Source organism: Vibrio sp. Hal054 (genome assembly GCF_037162405.1).
GTDB classification, from domain to species: domain Bacteria; phylum Pseudomonadota; class Gammaproteobacteria; order Enterobacterales; family Vibrionaceae; genus Vibrio; species Vibrio diazotrophicus.
In genome coordinates this window covers 78,996-96,505 of sequence record NZ_JARLUT010000002.1, presented here as the reverse complement: position 1 = coordinate 96,505, position 17,510 = coordinate 78,996, and the positions used below count along the sequence as shown (strand labels likewise).

Genomic DNA, 17,510 nt, shown 5'->3' with positions numbered 1-17,510 from the left:
ACAAGTTTTTTGTCCGCGCTTACGACCTTGTTATACCGTCTTTTCAATTGAAGTTCCATTTATAATCAATAATTTAGTTAGAGGAAAAGGGGAATTTAATCCGTATTCTCTTTAATCACCTGCCATAAAACCAAATGTATAAGGTGCTACAGTTAACCCCTCACGGGCCCTAAGATCTTGGCTTTCGCGCAGTTTATTAAACATCCACTCATCTAACTTGTGAGTCATCTCGATAAACTCCTCATGTGTGAGTTCTGCTTTTAAAGAAATAAGGAATGCTTGGTTATCCTCTGTAAATCAATAACTCTATCTTGAAGCTGGTTCAACACTTGGCTGGTAAAGAATTGTGGAAACTTAGAACCTTTTTCAAATGACGTATGTGTCGGCACCAACAATTTACAAGCGTTGTGCCCCAGTAACTCAATGAGCTTAAGTTTTTCAAGTTGTCTAAGGTATAAATGCAGTGAGGTGGCATTAAGCTCATACCACTCTGCGATTTCATTTGCCGTCCGATGCTCAGTCAGTTCTGTCCAAAAGGTAAACAGTGGCGGGTGCACAAAAAATGCTTGGTCTTGCTCTTTCGTAAACACCGGAATGGCATAGATATTCTTTTTACATTAACAATAGTCGAGATTGCGACCATGAACCCAAAAGAGCTCATTAGACGCTTCGGAGTTCAGCAAAGCTTACATTGGCTGATTACAGGAATATTGATTCCAGTCATTACACTTATATTTCAGTCCAAAGGGCTAAATCTACGCGATATTGGGCTTGTAATGGCGGTGTGGATTAGGGAGTACCGCTGTATTTGAAATACCTCTGGGAGGTGTAGCGGATAATTATGGACGCAGAAACACTTACTTGTTATCTCTTTTCTTCAGTAGCTTAGGTTGTATCGTGCTTTATTTGGCTCATCACCTCACACTCATCATTTCGGCCGCAATAATGCTGTTTGGTGTGTCCAGAGCCGTATATTCCGGCACTCTTGATGCGTGGTTTTACGAACGCTTTCAATGCACAAAGGGAAAACACTCTTATCATTCCGCTCTGGCTAAAATCAATATGATTGTCACCCTAGGTTTAGCAACCGGCTCACTGATTGGAGGGTGTCTACCAAACATTGCCAAAAACTCACCTTTCACCTGACCAGTATTTATGACCTTAATGTTCTGGCCGCCTGTATAGCGAATATCGTGCTGCTTTTTGTTACTTGTGTGTTAGTGAATGAAAACCCTAAACGGGCAAAGGCTACACCTACCGATGCCAAAGCAAATTTTGTTAAATCTAGCCTAGAAGCACTTAAGAAGTCATTAAAACATAGTGTCTTAAGTCGGTTGATGCAGGCTACTTTGGCGTTTGGGATAGTTTTAAGCAGTATCGAAAATTACTGGCAGCCTTATTTAGCAGACGTTATTCACGGAACCCATTTTGGTGTAGTCATCTTCGGGGTTATTTCTGCTCTTTACTTTTTGATGTCTGCGGTATCTTCGTGACTATCCGTTCCACTTCTAGTCTTATTTAACTCTTCACATAAAGCTCTTATGTTCACTACTCGAGCTTTAGCAGACATCTTGTGTATTGGCTTAGCATATACAACACACCTATGGAGTTTTACTCTGTGTTATCTCGCATTTTTCTTTCTCTTTACCGTGGGCAACAACTCTGAAAGTTGTACTGTTACACGAAAATACAGAGGAAAAAATTCGTTCAACGATGCTCTCAATAAGCTCAGTGATGATCACTTGTGGCGGAGTTTTCGCTTCTCTGATGTTTGGATATTTAGCAGAGTATTACGGTATATCAATGAGTCGGACGATTACTGGAGTGCTACTCATTGTTTCATCAGCACTTTATGTCTTGAATCCTGAAAAACAAGAGTTAAGAGCAACATGAGTATAAGTGTGGCAAGGGAATGGATAGCGTCCGACCCTTCACCCTCCCGCCAACAAACTATGGGGCAGTTCTGAGGTACGAGGTGACAACTGTGAAGGTTCTGGACAAAAGTGAGTTACACATATTGTGCTAAATCGGTCTTGTTATATTAGAAAAAGTATGTCGTTTCCTTGATCTCTTGTTATGTGCATTTCAGACGCAGCTCTATGAGCTTCTCTTCGTTTAAATTTTCAAATTTATCGCACTTAATAAACTTCTCCTCACAATACTTACCGATAAGTTCATTAAGCTTTTCTATTTTTTGAGAACTCACATTTAGCTCTCGAGTTAGCAATGAGCCTGTAAAAACAGTGTCTAAGTTAACTTCTGATGATTGTGAAGTTGATAAGCCCATATAAAATGAGTTCATCGAAAGCGCTAATGCAATAGCATCACCTTCCTCAGTTCCTAGTTCACAAACGCTATAGCGAGCAAGCATGTTCGAAACCTTGATCAACGGCTCTGCGTTCTGTGTATTGATAAACGTAGAAACGCTAACTTTTCTATTGATAGCGGCCTCATTATTTTCCTTTATATCTATAACGTATTCGGAAAGGATATATAAACTTGCATATCCTCCAAGGCAAAAAGCTACAATAAAAACCGCCAATAACCTTATCAAATTTGCCTCCTGCACATAACGCTTATTAGTCGGCTAAAAGCCGCACCTTATCTTTAACTATGCAACATTTATAATATTGATTGGCTATATAATCAATAGGTTAAAGAATGTTGACGGATATTAGATTCCATAATGCCTTACCTTTTCCAAAACGCGAACTCACAACTCCATTGGATAACTTTTGATGGGTGAAAGTACTAGTAACGAGGGTAGGCAAAAGCATTTGCGGAGAATTGTTTAATTGGGGCTGGAGTTTGTTAGCTAGGATCGTGCTGAGAGCCCCCTAGACAAAGCTTCTTAGCTAAAATGACTTAGTGGCATCCGTTCAGATAATAGAAAGTATCTTGAAACCTTAGTCGTTTGTTAGCTGTGTGATCATTTTACATTTTTATAGGTAATTAACTGCCCCGTCATACCTATAGACGCGGTGATTACACATAACCCGGTAAACACTGCATCATCGACATATACAGACAAATAGAGAAGTGCTAACACACCAGAGAAGGAGAACAGAATTGGTAAAACCTTGTCATTTATAACCTGCGCCTTGGCAAACACCTGATAGTTGTCTAGGACCAAATCAGATATTAGAAGTACTTGAACTACAAACATTATGTTCATCAATGGAAATAACCATGATATCCAACCCTCTGCTTCAATATACAAAAAGTGAATAAAACTCATGTGAGCTAAGATTGAAAATACTATAGTCGAGAATATTCTGGAATTATCTTGTGTTCTAGTTCTATAAGATCGACGAGACATCTTTACCAATGATTTTATCGATATCAAAAAAATGGCTAACCACGCGACAAGTAGATACATAACAACGTTATTCCTATTTGATTTATTCTAGAGTGGCAGCGAAACTGCGCTCTTTCACACAGCTAATAGTATCTTTTAACTAAACACCTTCCATATAAGTGTAGAGAAAAATCCCGAATAAAATCACTTATCTCATTGTTTTATTAGATTTAAAATAAATACAAAATTTAAAATGAAGACAGTGTCGGTATAATATACTATACACAACTGACTACATATTAAGTTATTAGTAAAAATGGGGCAAATAATGACAAAAGAAGTGCGTCCTAAATCTGAGGCTGGCTGACTTTGGGGCACAAACGTGCTATCTCTGCTCGATGTCATCTCTGCTCGAACTAGTAAGGAATTGGACATAATGTGTTAGAGCAATATGCTAATTTTTATGTGCTAGTGTGATAATTATGCACATATACCTTAATTGATAATGGTGGTTGATTTGGATACTCGTGAATTTGAAAGCAATGGCTTTGGTATGTCAGTCTATAAGGTTGGAGAGCAATTTTATGAAACGGCAGAAAAAATAGGCAACGCTCCATACCCTTATGCATATATCGTAAATATGTCGTTTGCTATAGAACTTTTTATAAAAAGTCTCAATGTGACTCATAAAGCATCATTTAAAGAAGACAACCCTTGGGCAGAGTCATATGAAATGATTGTCCACACAAAAGATCGCCGCCACTCATTAATTAACTTATTTAATAATCTTCCAGAAAAAACCCAAGATGGCTTAAAACGCCAGTATTTACTTGGGAGCAATATTGAACTGCTCGATGATCTTGAACAGATTAAGGATGCGTTTTTGGATTATCGATATATTTACGAGAAGGATAGTCACTCTATAAATATTGGAGCGTTATCAAGGGTAGCATCTTTCTTTAAAAAATTTATCGAGTCAGTATTTCTCGGTATCAAAGATTAGCTGCAATTTACTTATCACTTTAGATGTAGTGACTCATACTCGATCTTAGACATCTGCTGGTTAGTCACGACTAAATACTACAGTTGGCCAGTGGGTATAATAACATAATGGAGCACTTCTGAGTTAGAAGCGTCTACTGTACAAGTTCGAGACAAAACCATGCAAGCTGCGGAATTATGTACGTTTGTTAAATAATTTAACCCTTGATAATTACCGTCACTTTACCATGATGCTTTTGCATGCTTTCCTTCGCCTTTCGGTAGATCTTTTCGGGCAATCAATTTCCCCTCAAAAGTAAAGTCATCGGATATTTTTACAATTAAAAGCTTGTTAAAATTCCCAGCACGTTTCACTTTTACTTGTTCTTTACTCTTCTCAGGAGAGATAGTTTTTATCTCGATAAAATCATTGCCAAGCCTGCCGTCAGAGCCTTGAGTATGTGGTTTATGCCGCTTTATTCCGTATTCTATTTCGGCAAATAGCTCACCCAACTCCCCCCAAATCTGTAAGTAGCGATTTGTCAATTTATAGAAAGATTGTGCACTAGTAACCAAACTCTCAAAAATCACTTCAAGTTCGGGATTGGCCTCGATATGTTCAGCATTTGAATAATTGTTTTCAATCGCTTCCCACTCGTCAGGAGAAAAGCCAAAATCTGACAGATCAACTTCATACGGGTTATAGCCACAAGCAGCAGCATCTGCAATTTGATCCGCACTATAACCTTCATTATGCATATCATGTAGAAAATCCCAATCACCCATATTGACTCCATATAGTTAGACAAATGAAGAGCTACCAGATAGATAGACACTTCATTTCATACTAGTGGTATTAGATTGATTAAGCCAAAATATGACTTGCGCGTTTATGGGAAGTGATAGCTCTAACAAGAAAAGGGGCGTGCGACGTGAAGTCGTATGAAGCGCTGTTCACCGCTTAACGAGTGAACCATCTGTATCACCAGATGAACCTAGGAGCCTGAATAAAGTAGCGGCTCTGACAATGTAACGAAGAATGGGGTGATCCCGTTCGGGGTCGAAACCGTGAGGGGACGGCTCTCCTGATAACCACGAATCGGGTGAGTGCTAGGTAGTCAGTATGATGAACATATGTGAATCTGCGTAAGGGGCGTTATCCTTGCAAGCAGCGGAAGTGGTTAACACGCTGTAGCCAAAAGGCGCGAGAGTTGGAAAGAGATTGCCCCATGCTCTTTCGTGATCGTTAAGCTCTCCGCTCCATAGCAGGCATCTACCCTGACATTGCGCGACATACGGAACACGGTAAGCCTGTATCGCTCCCTTTGGGAAAGCCTCTGTGGCCGATAGTGATGCAGGTAGAGGATGTTGGAAAAAGCGAAAGCTGCATTGTAACGATGCAGATACAGATTCCTATCTGATCACGAAAGTGAGCTGACTTCCGACTGGTCTTCCGTTGCAAGAGAATTTGAAGAACTTTATTCAAGGAGATAAGCAAATGATGATTTCAAAAGAGATTAGTGCATCTCCTGACAGTGCTCAATGGCAATCCATAAATTGGAAAGTCGTAGAATCCCATGTATTAAAGCTTCAGATGCGTATTGCAAAGGCAACACGAGAAGGTAAACAAGGCAAAGCTAAAGCATTGCAATGGATACTGACTCACTCGCGTTCAGCAAAGCTTCTTGCTGTTAAGCGGGTATCACAAAACAAAGGCAGTAAAACGCCAGGAATTGACGGCGTTATCTGGAATACAGATACGCGCCGCATGAAAGCTGTCAATCAATTGAGCAGAAAAGCTTATCAAGCCAAACCGCTCAAGCGTATCTACATCCCCAAGAAAAACGGCAAGCTCAGACCACTTGGTATCCCCTGTATGATAGACAGAGCGCAGCAAGCGCTTCATCTTCTTGCACTAGAGCCAATATCGGAGACCGTTGCCGATCCCAATAGCTATGGCTTCCGACCTAATCGAAGCACTGCTGATGCGATTCAACAGTGTTTCATCTGTTTAAGTCAAAAGAAATCCGCGCAATGGATACTCGAGGGAGATATTAAAGCCTGTTTCGATAAAATTGGACATCAATGGCTAATCGAAAACATACCAGCAGACAAACGGATGCTGGGACAATGGCTGAAATCTGGCTATATAGATAAAGGATTGTTCTACCATACCGTCGAGGGCACACCGCAGGGCGGAATTATATCTCCAACTCTGATGTTGATGACTCTTGCTGGTCTGGAACAACGCATAAAATCTACCGCCCTCAAAAAGGGGGTGAGAGCCAACTTTATTGGATACGCCGATGATTTCGTCGTCACCTGTGCTTCAAAGGAGGTGCTGGAGAACGATATCAAACCGTTGATTGCTGAGTTCTTAGCGGAAAGAGGCTTAACACTCTCCGAAGAGAAAACGCACATTACCCACATCAGCCGTGGTTTTGACTTCCTAGGTTTCAATCATAGGAAGTTCAAAGGAAAACTGCTCATTAAACCGAGCAAATCCAACACTCTGATGCTCTTGAGTAACTTGCGTGAACTAATCAAAAAGCACGCAACCATCCCCGTTAACGATTTAATCAAGTTGATAAATCCGAAACTCAGGGGCTGGTCGAATTACTATCGACACTGTGTTGCTAAACAGATATTCGGATATGTAGGTCACAAGCTATTTCACGCGTTATGGCACTGGGCTAAAAGGCGTCATCCGACTAAGTCTAGAACTTGGATCGCCCTTAAATACTTCATCAACCGTCAAGGTCAATGGCAATTTCACGGTTGGCAGAAGCTCATGAATATGGATTGTCAGTTCAATCTGTTTCAAATCGCCAAGGTGCCAATAGAGAGACATGTAAAAATTAGGAGTGCCGCAACGCCTTTTGACCCTCAATACCAAGAATACTTGGCAAAGAGAAAGTCAAAGAGGCAATGCCGTAACTCTTGGTATGAGCCTGCTCTCGCTGCTTTGTAAGTTGCTGGGTGCCAATCGGTGCCTTCGTGAAGGCTTGAGCCTAGTGCGGTGAAAGTTGCACGCTGGGTTCTTAGAGGGACGACACTTGGTAACAGGTGTCGTCTACTCGACATAGACGTGCAAGCACATATCTGCTGTGTTCAATCAATTGTACCAAGCTTACCAATAACAAAATCTAAAAAGACTTTCACTCGTTCAGGTTGATAAGCACCTCCACGGTAGAGAGCGTTCAATGGATACTTAAGTGGTTTAAAACCAATATCAAGCTTTTGCAGTAGTCCTTTTTCCACATAAGGTGCAACGATAATATCGGGTTGATAACTTGCTCCGACTGCTGAGAGCGTCAACTGACGAATAAGCCTTGGGCTATTGCTTTTGAAAACGGCACGTACGGCGAGACTATTACAGCTATTGCTCTGGTTCAAAGCGTTAGCTACAGGCCAACGAGCTGTGGAGTGAAGATTGTTATCGATAAGGCAAGGCAATTGTGTTATTTCCCGATCATGGCAGTACTGTCTTGCTAAATCAGGCGCGGCGTAAACTGAACTTTGAAGTGACATGACCTTACGGTATCTTAAGCTGGAGTCATCTAATTCACTGGCACGAAAAGCGATGTCTATGGCTTGTTCCACTAAATCAAGTTTTTGGTTGGTCACGATGATATCAATCTGTATATCTGGATAACGAGCCAGGAACTCAGGAATAAGTGGACTTAATAACTCTTCTGCAAAACCCTGTGATGCCGTTATACGTAAAGGACCTGAAGCCTCGTTATTATTTGAGTGGAGTTGGTGATAAAGCTGGTCAACCTTAGCTAAAACCTGTTGTGCTTGAAGGTAGTATTCTTGGCCCGACTGATTAACGGAAAGCTTGCGGGTGGTGCGATGAAACAGTGTGACTCCGAGCTGCTCTTCTACGCGATTAACGTATTTGGAAGTCAAAGATTTAGAAATACCTAAACGCTCTGAAGCAGCGGTAAATGAGCCAGTTTCTATTACTGCCACAACTGTTCTCATTCCATCTATAGTGTCCATAAATTGTCAACATGCTGGAAATTATCATTCCATGTTAGCGGGGTTTTTCTTCTTCGCAAGTTGTTCTTAAATATCTAACAGACAACGAGTTAGGAGAAAACAATGATAAAACTATACTGGCACCCCTTTTCAGGGCACGCACACCGCGTACACATGCTTTTAAGTATCCTCGAATTGAATTTTGAGCTCATTCCCGTCGATTTACCAGCAGGGGAACATCAACGACCAGAGTTTTTGGCACTTAATCCGTTTGGTCAAATACCCGTATTAGTAGATGGTGAAATCGTTATTTCTGACTCAAACGCAATCTTGGTTTATCTCGCTACCGTCTATGATAGAGAACAGCAATGGCTTCCGAATACGCCTCTAGCACGTGCAAATATCGAACAGTTTCTTTCTCTAGCGGCTCATCGACTAGCAGGCTCAATAGCCAAACTACGCGCAGCGAACCTGTTCAATCGCAGCATAGACCGTGAACCACTCACTCAAGAAGCACATAAGCTACTCAAACAACTTCAAAACTACCAAAACGGCCGCCAATGGTTGGTTGGAACAAACCCTACTATTGCGGATTTAGCCCTCTATAGTTATATCAAGTTAGCACCAGAAGGCGGAATAAGTTTAGCTGACTACCCTGTTCTGGAAACTTGGCTCAAACGAGTAGAAGGACTAGCTGGCTTTGTGCCTATGCAACTTTCGAATGTCGGGCTACGGAAGGAATCATGAAACAGGAATGATACACACTGCTGTCCAACCATTAGGGTAATCGGTGGATGGAACCTTATTGTCACTGCTTACATGGTTAACTCCAAAATGTTTTAGATCCTCAATTGAAAAAGTCCAACCATCTAGATGTCCTTTCTTATCAGCCTCGATACAAGATGGTTCTGCTTTCATTAGAGCAAAATCATTTAACTGACCGTAGATAGTAATATCTTCATTTACTCCTATATGCTCAAAAAAATTGCGTTCTAATGTGGTTATAGTGTGCCAATGTTTCCAATCATATGAATCTGCATCAGCATCAGGCTTGAAATTCTTTTGTAACGCTCCCCCATGCCATCCTACAACTGCTCCCTTGTTAATGTGAACAGAGGCTGCTGCAGTAAAAAAATAATTAGCACAGGAGGAAAAACATTGATCCACAGTTAATGCGATATCGTGATCATAAATCCATCGTCCCAACTGCATTGCAGGAATAATATCTCCGCCTTGACTCTTAACTGTCATATATCGAATGTTACCTTTATATTTTTCTATTTCTGAAAAGGCATAATTTATTGAGTCATGGGTAATCTCTCCTCGAAAAAACAACCGATCATTTTTTACATATATTTTCTCTGCTAATGTGGATGTGTCCTGACTTGCACTCACGCTTGAACTAAAAGAAAAATAAACGCTTAAAAATAAAAGTACTAAATAACGACATGTATACACAACACCCTCTTCATAATCAACAAGTTGAATAATAATCGTAATACTATTCCTTTTATAAGAAAAAACAACTTTTAGGAAACGGAATAGATACCAACTTGATATCCTCTTTTATTCATACCAAAAACATTAGGTCAATTTAGGCAAAGATGTGTTATATCGGTTCAGGCTTTGTTGTAGGATTCGAGAGGAGCGACTCACCTTGTAGACGTTGAAGCTGATACTCATGAAATTATTGCTGTAGAGTTAACACGGTCAGGAGTGGCGAATGCAGCAGTACTTCGTAGCGTTCTCAAGCAAATACTCCAAACCATCAAAGTGACTTCGCGAGATGCAGCTTATGATTCTTTTGTTTAATCCATTTCTTCGGGGTTCAATATTACTTCAGCGGTTTAGAACTCAATCACACCATTGGCATTTGGTTTTAACTCACGTAAATCTATCCCAGATGTGTCGTTTTTATGTACCGCATCTACCTCAGACTTTATCCATTGCATAAATATCTTATTTTTCTCACGATTGGCATGATTACGAAGTGAGCACAGATAGTAGCTGTATCTGGATTTTACTGCTTTATTGCCAATTCGAACTAATTGTCCATCCTGAATGTATCGTTGAGCAAAACTATGTTTTACCAATGCCACTCCCTGAGCAGCTAGAGCTGCATCCATAACGAATTGAGATCCCTCATATTGGAGAGAGGCATTAACAACGGGTAAGTTCATGGTTTCTAACCAGCTAGGCCAATCCTTATCTGGTGAAATCTCTTCAATTAAATCTGCCTTTATGAGATCACTAAGGTCATATAGTTGTTTTTCTTTCTGATAATTTTTATGACATACCGGATAAATAACCTCATCCATCAGCCAAACTGACTCACAATCAGCATAATTTCCAGTTCCATGACGAATACTGATATCCACTAAATCATTCTGAAAATTCACTAACCTATTGGTTGGGTCAATCATTAAAGATAATTGAGGATATTGCGCGCGAAACTGCTTAATTTTGGGAATTAACCAGTACTGAGCAAAGGTCGGCTGAACAGAAATGGAAAGCTGATTCGGAGTAGGATCCTGATTAATTTTTCGGATACCCTCATACATATGAGAAAAGCCTTGTTTGACAGATTCAAACAAAATATGCCCTTCCGAAGTCAACTCCACATTTCGGTGCTGACGGACAAAAAGTTCACATTCTAGCCATTCTTCAAGCAATCGGATTTGTTGACTTATCGCTGCAGCCGTAACAAATAGCTGCTCTGATGCCACCTTAAAGCTTCCATTCTCAGCTGCTACATAAAAATAATATAACCAGCGTAATGGCGGTAACTTCTCTTTCACTTAAGATTTCCTTATCCAAACATCAATATCTATCGTTTGTAAAACATCTATTCCTCAATGATTATTTAGCATAACGAACTCAATAATTATAGGTGATCGCATGAATAACTTAGAAAAGCACAGTAAATACTGGATTGAAGTTCAAGATCAACCACCACTATCCTTAGGTAAGAATATCTTACTTACCATTAAGCGCTGGCACCAAAACTCAGTAACAAGAAGACACCTAAAAGATTTACCCGATTACCTTTTAGATGACCTAGGAATAGACAAGCAGCTTGCAAAAAAAGAAACAGATAAAGCATTCTGGGAATAGTCAATCTCGACCATCGTCCTAACTTAACTAGATTAATGTTAGGGCGAAGAACATTCCAATTGGTATCATCTGGGTACAGCTAGAGAGGTACTCCGACATGCGCTTGGTTAGTATTCTGCCCCTACATCACTTACCATAATCTGGGCACCATTACGGCTTAAAAAGGGACAGATTTTGCAACAACTGAGCTTTTCTCATCTCAGGAAACGATTGCAAGTTTGGCAACCGCTCAACTACCGAGAAATACTCGGTATTGTGTTATTTCTAAAATTTGGTCAACATACCGCTCGCTGTGTGAGTTGTCTCTCGCACCTGTAAGTTATTGCGATTCCCACATAACGTTACATTTTCCCTCAATGGCTGTATTTAGTAACTCAAGCAATGGATAAGCTCTGTGAATAATCGAAACGGTGTACTCTGAGTTTTCATTTTCATCTTCGTCATCCGTTTCAGCGATATTAAGATCTCGTAGCTTTTCTTGTTCAAGCGCGCTCTTTAGATGAGCTAACGCCTCTGGAACATTTGGTGCCAAAATTGCACCAGGTACAGTCCCACTATGCCCCATCATTTTTATCATTTCCTGTGCAATTTCACCAAACATGGTGACATTTGCATGATTTTTACAGCTAAATGTTACTAACATAATAAACCCTCTCTCGCTTGCCATCTAAACCAAACTATGGCGTAACTTGTTCCAAAGACCACCTTCCTTTAACCTCGATAAACGATGGAAAAGGTTATGAACTGGCAGAGGTCTTGGACCTTTTGGCTTTCTTAAAATTCTTCGATAAACATTGTTCTTGTGAACTTGATATGAGTTGTTTTTCTGTAGTGCGAATTCGTGATGAAGCCAGATTCGGAAATGTGAGTAAAAAATATCTCTCAACACATCCGTTAAATCTTCTTCGCCAGTATTAGTTCATTCACTTGTTATCGATTATACGCCGAAGATGGTGATGTTATGTTATTCATACTGAACTAAATCGAAATTCTACAGGATGAGGACCAAAGCGGGAAAATGACTTTAGCCGAGAACGAGAGTGGTTTGGTTTTCCTGATACCACAGGTTGGAAAACAGGCTTAAATCTGAATTTAAGAACGCTAATGGTGGTATTTACAGCATAGAAGAACTTGGGGCACTGGCACTTACTCAACCAGACCCTAAAGGATTCTTAAAAATATTGGGGATAATGTCTTCGGAGAAGAACCGAATAACGTTTTTGAGTAGAAAGCCCTACCATTGTATGTGTTATCCCCAACCTTGAGTTGGTAATAATCTAGCTATATTTCTATTCATTCATTGTGATACAGGTGATTTAAATGAATCTGGTTTTAGAGTTATAACCGAGCATCCAAGTTGGTTAATCATAGACTCAGCCGTGTTTCCCATAACAAAGCCAGATATCCCAGCTCTAGACATTGAACCTAGAATAACTAAATCTATCTCATTACTACTTACATACTTCGGCAATACATCCCTCGGCTCCCCTTCAAGTAATTTAACCTGTATTGGTACGGCGTTGTTAACATACGGAAGTAACAACGAATTTAGTCTTTCCATTCTTTCATTACGCAATTTCTGCGAAAGTAGAGCGATATCAATATCGGAATAGCCGCTCCAGTTTTTAAGAAAATCTTCACATTCAAGCTTCCAAACATGACAACAGGTAAGACTAGCACCAACGGCTTTACAAAACTCTACGGCTAGAGATATAAGCTTTGAATTGAAATCTTGATAGTCTTGGTTCGTCAAATCAACCGCCGCCACTACGTTGCTTATTACCTTTGGCTTTTTGCTCACAGACCAAATAGGAATTTCAGATTTACGCATTAAATTCAATGTATTACTGCCTCTTTGACACGCTTGCTTCTTAGTATTGCGATAAGAATCAATCATGATCAGCGAGGAGTTAGTCTCTTTTGCTTCTTTAATAATTTCAATAAAAGGGATGCCTATGCGAATTTGCGTAGCAAACTTTATGTTGGGGTATTGCTTTCCCAGTTCATGAATGTGTGCTTTTAAAACGTTGTGGTAATGCTGAGTCGCTTCGTCCAGTATGTCTAATGCGGATCCCGAGATATGATGTATCTCTTTAAACTCATCTAATGCTTTAATGACGGATAATAAAGTTACCTGCGACGAACATTTGTTAGACAAATGAAGTGCCTGATGGAGGGATCCGTTTAGTTCTTGTTCTGGGGCTATAGGGATCAAAATTCTATCAAAAATCATTTCTATCCTCCCTCTAAATTATCTTGTGCAATTTCAACTTGTACAAAGTAACTATAGAAAAGAGTTCGTGAATTGCTATTGTGTCCTAGTAAAGAAATTGAACAGAGCTAGTGAAGTCTGTACCCCAAAAATACCCAAGTGCAAGTCAACGTACTTGTACCTAGCACTTCGTGATAAAGAGTTTGATATACATGCACTGATGTCAGGCAGTCAGCCATTCATGTCAGGAAACAATCGGATAAGAACGACCCTGTATCATTTAGTTTTAGTCGAACGTATTGCCCATTGTCTTAAGTTACAGTTCCGTTTGTGGCGAGAAACTTATTGATGCCATAGCTATCCTAAAATTTTTAGATAGGCAATAACCATGAAGACTACGAACTTTATAATTAAACCAATTGAGAAAAACATTTTTGTTGAACTACTAAATTGGAGTGAGGAACAACTCGCAGAAGTTAATGCTAGGAGGCTGATTGCAGATTCAAAACCAGGCTACCCTTGTCGGGTATCTTTAAAAGAGGCTGAAGTTGGAGAGAGAGTTCTGCTCATCGCTTTTAAACATCATGATGTCCAATCACCATATCAAGCTTCAGGCCCTATTTTCATTCGTGAAAATGCTGAAACCGCCGAATTGGAAATTAACGAGATACCAGAAATATTATTAGAAAGGCTGTTATCAGTGAGGGCATATAATAGTAAAAACTTGATGATTTGCGCAGAAACCGTACAAGGCGCAGAACTGGGAAATGTTATCCATGGCCAGTTTTTAAATAATGAAGTCACATACCTGCAAATTCATAATGCAAACCCTGGTTGCTTCAATTGCAATGTGTACAGAGCTTAACAAATGTTCTAAGCGTCTAAATGCTTTTCTTACCTTTAACCAAGTTAGTTTTAATACGCTAACTTGGTCTGCTCAATAGGCGAGTTTCGGCAATAATGGTGATGATTACAGGCTCTGCAGATACCAAGTAAACTCCCCAATCACGCTCATTTAAATTGTACTACCAGATAGGAAAACTTAATTTTCGGGAACAGAAAAAGAAACTTGATTCATATCAAGAAACCAACCAAGCAAATAGGAGTACGTTAGATCTTGTTCAATTTTTGAGGGATTAAAAATGACGACGTCTAAAGTAATTTTAAGAAACCTGCTCGGGTTGTTACTTATTATGTCCGTGGTGTTATGTGGACTCTACTTCTTGCTAGATGCACTAGCGATATTCGCTTATTTTAATCATGAAGTGGTAATTGCAAATCAGTTCATCGATGAATCTTTTTACCTCTTGTTTTTCTTTGTACCTCCCTACTTCATTGGCAAGTACATTAATCGCCCCGATATCGTCAAAGCTGTCGAAGAGTATCTCTTATCAAAGAGTAAAAGCGAACACTACTAGCACGCCCCTAATTCATCGAAACAAGTTTTTTTCCACCTACTCTACCGACCTGTGAACGCCTCTTGTTTCAACAAGAGGCCTATAGAAAGTCGGTAGAATGCCTAACGTCTGTTGCCAAGGCTAATTAACAAATTTGTTAACATCGACCAATAATCCGCTCATAAAACCAAAAGCTTTGCCTATACTTTAGCTATGTTGGTACATCGAATATGGATATCTTGATGGCAGAACAAAACATAGGGCAAATCCTTCAAGCTTTTAACAGCATTGAATCCAAAATCCGAGAGCAAAGCGGAATGCTCAAAGAACTCACCGCTCAGGTCAAAGCGCTCGAAGGACAAAATAAGCAATTAGTACAACTTGTACATCAGTTGAAATCCCCTTCAGCACCGCCTGCTGAGCAGTTCGATTCTGGCAAAGCAGAGTTCCAAAACTCTGTAACGAAAAGCTTGAAATCGATTGAAGAGCAATCGAAGAAAACCATGGATATGATTAAAGCCAATGGTGGTGCGAAAAAACGGGCATGGCCTTAGTCTTCAAACCTGATGACATGAAGACTATACGAGTTCCCTATATTGCGAATTCGCTTTAAACGTTACTTTCATTAACACTCAGTGCTTTTATTTGATTGATATAAAAGCAGTTTCTCCCGTTATCTTTGGCTTTATACAACGCTTGGTCGGCATTTTGTAATAGAGTGTCGATATCTTGCCCTTGCACGTGCATAGAACCGCCAATACTCACACTGATTGAGAAGCTGTCTGAGAACTCATGACGAGAGATTTGCAAACATAAACGTTCCGCCAACTGAGCCAGCTCATTCTCATCAACATTGACCAACAGCACGAGAAACTCATCGCCTCCCCAGCGAGCAGCCATATCATAAGACCGTATGGTTTCCCGAATGACTTCCGCTATCGCTTTTAATGATTCATCTCCAGCCGCATGGCCGTAGGTATCATTGATATCTTTAAACCAATCAATATCAATCCACAACAAACCCAATGGAAGGCTTTCACGTTCAGCGCGATTCAGACTCGCTTCAATCTGCTCAGCCATACCGCGTCGATTATAGAGTTCTGTTAACGGGTCTATTTGTGTGAGCCGTTCTAGCTCTACGGTTCTTTCTTGTACTTTAAGTTCAAGATCTCGCTTCGATTGCAAAACGGTTTCAGCCATCTGAATAAAGTGGTTAATCACTCGCCCCAACTCACCTCTTCTGCGGTTGGTAATTTCAGACTTCGGATTCTGCCCTTTCTCAAACAATACCAACGCTTTATCCAGTTCGCTGATTGGGTTTAACACCAAACGATTTAGCACCAAGTTCATTAGCATCAGAGCAATCAATAGCGTGCCTATAAACACGACAACGATCTTGGTGAAGTGAGAGACAGGAAGGAAAATGCTCAGATCTATCAAGGTTATTTTGTACCAGTCGATTTCAGGCAGATAAACCAAGCCCACCAATTGACGAGAACCTTGCATATCAACAAAAGTGGTAACGACTTGCGTGTCACCAGACTCTAACTGGTGCATCAACTGGTAAATGGTATCCAAGTCATTTTTATTATCAAAAATCAGATCAATCGTCTTGTGATCTGTATGCGCCTTCATCACTGACCCATAATCAATCATCGCTTTATCACGATGAAGCTGAATCGCTCCTGAGTGGTCAATAAAGAAGCTGTGTATACCCGGTTCCACCTCATCCACCACACTGTTTAAAAAGGTGGTGAGATCCAACCCCGTCCCAACCATACCGAAGATATCTTCACCATCTTTAATTAGTACATCAATCCACAACTTAGTAATGCCGAGCTCAACGTCAGGGTTTACGTTGATATGAATGTCGCGTTTCTGTTCGATTAGGTTGTAAAACCAGCTGTCTTCTTGCTTGCTCGGGTTCAATATGTAGCGAAATTCTTTACCGCGAAACTCGTCTAACGCGTTGTTGTGGTAATAGTGTCCATTACTCAGCAAAGCGACAAAATAGCTTTTGTCCTGAAAATTCTGGCGATAATTTTCCAACTCGTCGAGCGCAATAGCTTGCAGAGATTCATTTTGAGGAGAATGTGCCCACTGTTTAATGGTATTAGAAGTAGCAAGCTGACGAGAAAGCGCCAGCTCACGCAAGATTGGCTGCAGCGTTCGGCTTTTATCGTAAAGGGTTTGCTTCGTAATATAACGCGGAGCCCACTGCTCTATGATTCCTTCAGCAAGCGTTCGAACTAACCAAGATACTGCGCCAGCCGTGACGATAAACACCAAAGCAGTAACTAGCATAAACTGAGGCTTTAACTTCATTTCCTTCTCCAGTGAAGTTTGAATCGTCATATCTATAACTTTAGCCAACTCTAATAAAACAATATCAGATATAAGAGAAGAAAATCATCCGTTAATTGCCCATTACAGCTAATATCGGAATCGCACTGAACAAAAGTGGAATCTACGACATAGTTATATGTCTCAACTAACCTATTTTCTCGGTAAAGATGTGTTATTC

19 protein-coding genes are annotated in these 17,510 nt (G+C 40.3%); 9 read left to right on the top strand and 10 right to left on the bottom strand.

Annotated elements, in window-relative coordinates; translation table 11 throughout:
- Positions 1-260 precede the first annotated feature (260 nt).
- Positions 261-590, bottom strand: coding sequence for a hypothetical protein (locus P4S58_RS16435; protein ID WP_337164740.1), 330 nt, complete (start codon positions 588-590; stop codon positions 261-263).
- Between the two features lie 223 nt (positions 591-813).
- Here P4S58_RS16435 and P4S58_RS16430 point away from each other — a divergent pair, with 223 nt between their 5' ends.
- Positions 814-1,146, top strand: coding sequence for an MFS transporter (locus P4S58_RS16430; protein WP_337165806.1), 333 nt, complete (start codon positions 814-816; stop codon positions 1,144-1,146).
- Complete coding sequence (locus P4S58_RS16425) at positions 1,107-1,493, top strand: hypothetical protein (RefSeq protein WP_337164738.1); 387 nt, start codon at positions 1,107-1,109, stop codon at positions 1,491-1,493. The genes P4S58_RS16430 and P4S58_RS16425 overlap by 40 nt, the downstream gene beginning before the upstream one ends.
- 581 nt (positions 1,494-2,074) lie before the next feature.
- Here P4S58_RS16425 and P4S58_RS16420 read toward each other — a convergent pair.
- Together P4S58_RS16420 and P4S58_RS16415 are read right to left on the bottom strand one after the other, a co-directional pair.
- Positions 2,075-2,554, bottom strand: a complete 480-nt coding sequence (locus tag P4S58_RS16420; protein WP_337164736.1) for a hypothetical protein — start codon at positions 2,552-2,554, stop codon at positions 2,075-2,077.
- A gap of 375 nt (positions 2,555-2,929) precedes the next feature.
- Complete coding sequence (locus P4S58_RS16415) at positions 2,930-3,166, bottom strand: hypothetical protein (RefSeq protein WP_337164735.1); 237 nt, start codon at positions 3,164-3,166, stop codon at positions 2,930-2,932.
- 649 nt (positions 3,167-3,815) lie between these two features.
- Here P4S58_RS16415 and P4S58_RS16410 point away from each other — a divergent pair.
- The gene (locus P4S58_RS16410) at positions 3,816-4,301 is read left to right on the top strand and encodes a hypothetical protein (protein ID WP_337164734.1); all 486 of its coding nucleotides are present in this window, start codon (positions 3,816-3,818) and stop codon (positions 4,299-4,301) included.
- A 221-nt stretch (positions 4,302-4,522) separates the two neighbouring features.
- On the opposite strand, the gene P4S58_RS16405 is transcribed toward P4S58_RS16410, so the two are convergent.
- Positions 4,523-5,065 (bottom strand): hypothetical protein, encoded by a 543-nt coding sequence (locus P4S58_RS16405; RefSeq protein ID WP_337164733.1) that lies wholly within the window; start codon positions 5,063-5,065, stop codon positions 4,523-4,525.
- A 712-nt stretch (positions 5,066-5,777) separates the two neighbouring features.
- Here P4S58_RS16405 and ltrA point away from each other — a divergent pair.
- Positions 5,778-7,250, top strand: coding sequence for a group II intron reverse transcriptase/maturase (ltrA, locus tag P4S58_RS16400; RefSeq protein ID WP_337163954.1), 1,473 nt, complete (start codon positions 5,778-5,780; stop codon positions 7,248-7,250).
- A 140-nt stretch (positions 7,251-7,390) separates the two neighbouring features.
- Here ltrA and P4S58_RS16395 read toward each other — a convergent pair whose 3' ends face one another.
- Positions 7,391-8,266 (bottom strand): LysR family transcriptional regulator, encoded by an 876-nt coding sequence (locus P4S58_RS16395; protein ID WP_102968802.1) that lies wholly within the window; start codon positions 8,264-8,266, stop codon positions 7,391-7,393.
- Between the two features lie 120 nt (positions 8,267-8,386).
- Here P4S58_RS16395 and P4S58_RS16390 point away from each other — a divergent pair, with 120 nt between their 5' ends.
- Positions 8,387-9,010, top strand: a complete 624-nt coding sequence (locus tag P4S58_RS16390) for a glutathione S-transferase family protein (RefSeq protein ID WP_102965787.1) — start codon at positions 8,387-8,389, stop codon at positions 9,008-9,010.
- Here P4S58_RS16390 and P4S58_RS16385 read toward each other — a convergent pair.
- On the bottom strand, positions 9,005-9,721 hold the full coding sequence (locus P4S58_RS16385) for a hypothetical protein (protein WP_146029417.1): 717 nt from the start codon (positions 9,719-9,721) through the stop codon (positions 9,005-9,007). The two genes, P4S58_RS16390 and P4S58_RS16385, sit on opposite strands and share 6 nt — an antisense overlap.
- Positions 9,722-10,110: 389 nt before the next feature.
- A complete protein-coding gene (locus tag P4S58_RS16380; protein ID WP_102965786.1) occupies positions 10,111-11,061 on the bottom strand; it encodes a LysR substrate-binding domain-containing protein in 951 nt (316 codons plus the stop codon).
- A 100-nt stretch (positions 11,062-11,161) separates the two neighbouring features.
- On the opposite strand from P4S58_RS16380, the gene P4S58_RS16375 reads away from it, so the two are divergent.
- The gene (locus P4S58_RS16375) at positions 11,162-11,377 is read left to right on the top strand and encodes a DUF1127 domain-containing protein (protein ID WP_081878649.1); all 216 of its coding nucleotides are present in this window, start codon (positions 11,162-11,164) and stop codon (positions 11,375-11,377) included.
- Positions 11,378-11,696: 319 nt separating this feature from the next.
- Here P4S58_RS16375 and P4S58_RS16370 read toward each other — a convergent pair whose 3' ends face one another.
- Together P4S58_RS16370 and P4S58_RS16365 are read right to left on the bottom strand one after the other, a co-directional pair.
- Complete coding sequence (locus P4S58_RS16370) at positions 11,697-12,020, bottom strand: DUF1840 domain-containing protein (protein WP_042481601.1); 324 nt, start codon at positions 12,018-12,020, stop codon at positions 11,697-11,699.
- A gap of 654 nt (positions 12,021-12,674) precedes the next feature.
- Positions 12,675-13,610, bottom strand: coding sequence for a universal stress protein (locus P4S58_RS16365; RefSeq protein ID WP_337164728.1), 936 nt, complete (start codon positions 13,608-13,610; stop codon positions 12,675-12,677).
- Between the two features lie 367 nt (positions 13,611-13,977).
- Between P4S58_RS16365 and P4S58_RS16360 the strand changes: the two genes are divergently transcribed.
- The 3 genes from P4S58_RS16360 to P4S58_RS16350 all read left to right on the top strand — a co-directional run bounded on the left by P4S58_RS16360 (position 13,978) and on the right by P4S58_RS16350 (position 15,540).
- Positions 13,978-14,454: a DUF1203 domain-containing protein gene (locus P4S58_RS16360; RefSeq protein WP_337164727.1), complete on the top strand. Its 477-nt coding sequence runs from the start codon at positions 13,978-13,980 to the stop codon at positions 14,452-14,454.
- A 277-nt stretch (positions 14,455-14,731) separates the two neighbouring features.
- The gene (locus tag P4S58_RS16355) at positions 14,732-15,007 is read left to right on the top strand and encodes a D-fructose-6-phosphate amidotransferase (RefSeq protein ID WP_102953611.1); all 276 of its coding nucleotides are present in this window, start codon (positions 14,732-14,734) and stop codon (positions 15,005-15,007) included.
- A gap of 221 nt (positions 15,008-15,228) precedes the next feature.
- A complete protein-coding gene (locus tag P4S58_RS16350) occupies positions 15,229-15,540 on the top strand; it encodes a hypothetical protein (protein ID WP_102953612.1) in 312 nt (103 codons plus the stop codon).
- 55 nt (positions 15,541-15,595) lie between these two features.
- Here P4S58_RS16350 and P4S58_RS16345 read toward each other — a convergent pair whose 3' ends face one another.
- Positions 15,596-17,341, bottom strand: a complete 1,746-nt coding sequence (locus P4S58_RS16345) for a GGDEF domain-containing protein (protein ID WP_337164723.1) — start codon at positions 17,339-17,341, stop codon at positions 15,596-15,598.
- Positions 17,342-17,510 lie beyond the last annotated feature (169 nt).

Excerpts from the sequence above, each read along its gene's own strand:
- P4S58_RS16415 (WP_337164735.1), bottom strand. The coding sequence starts at position 3,166 with ATGTTTGTAGTTCAAGTACTTCTAATATCTGATTTGGTCCTAGACAAC.
- P4S58_RS16405 (WP_337164733.1), bottom strand. The coding sequence starts at position 5,065 with ATGGGTGATTGGGATTTTCTACATGATATGCATAATGAAGGTTATAGT.
- ltrA (WP_337163954.1), top strand. The coding sequence starts at position 5,778 with ATGATGATTTCAAAAGAGATTAGTGCATCTCCTGACAGTGCTCAATGG.
- P4S58_RS16395 (WP_102968802.1), bottom strand. The coding sequence starts at position 8,266 with ATGAGAACAGTTGTGGCAGTAATAGAAACTGGCTCATTTACCGCTGCT.
- P4S58_RS16390 (WP_102965787.1), top strand. The coding sequence starts at position 8,387 with ATGATAAAACTATACTGGCACCCCTTTTCAGGGCACGCACACCGCGTA.
- P4S58_RS16375 (WP_081878649.1), top strand. The coding sequence starts at position 11,162 with ATGAATAACTTAGAAAAGCACAGTAAATACTGGATTGAAGTTCAAGAT.
- P4S58_RS16370 (WP_042481601.1), bottom strand. The coding sequence starts at position 12,020 with ATGTTAGTAACATTTAGCTGTAAAAATCATGCAAATGTCACCATGTTT.
- P4S58_RS16365 (WP_337164728.1), bottom strand. The coding sequence starts at position 13,610 with ATGATTTTTGATAGAATTTTGATCCCTATAGCCCCAGAACAAGAACTA.
- P4S58_RS16360 (WP_337164727.1), top strand. The coding sequence starts at position 13,978 with ATGAAGACTACGAACTTTATAATTAAACCAATTGAGAAAAACATTTTT.
- P4S58_RS16355 (WP_102953611.1), top strand. The coding sequence starts at position 14,732 with ATGACGACGTCTAAAGTAATTTTAAGAAACCTGCTCGGGTTGTTACTT.
- P4S58_RS16350 (WP_102953612.1), top strand. The coding sequence starts at position 15,229 with ATGGCAGAACAAAACATAGGGCAAATCCTTCAAGCTTTTAACAGCATT.
- P4S58_RS16345 (WP_337164723.1), bottom strand. The coding sequence starts at position 17,341 with ATGACGATTCAAACTTCACTGGAGAAGGAAATGAAGTTAAAGCCTCAG.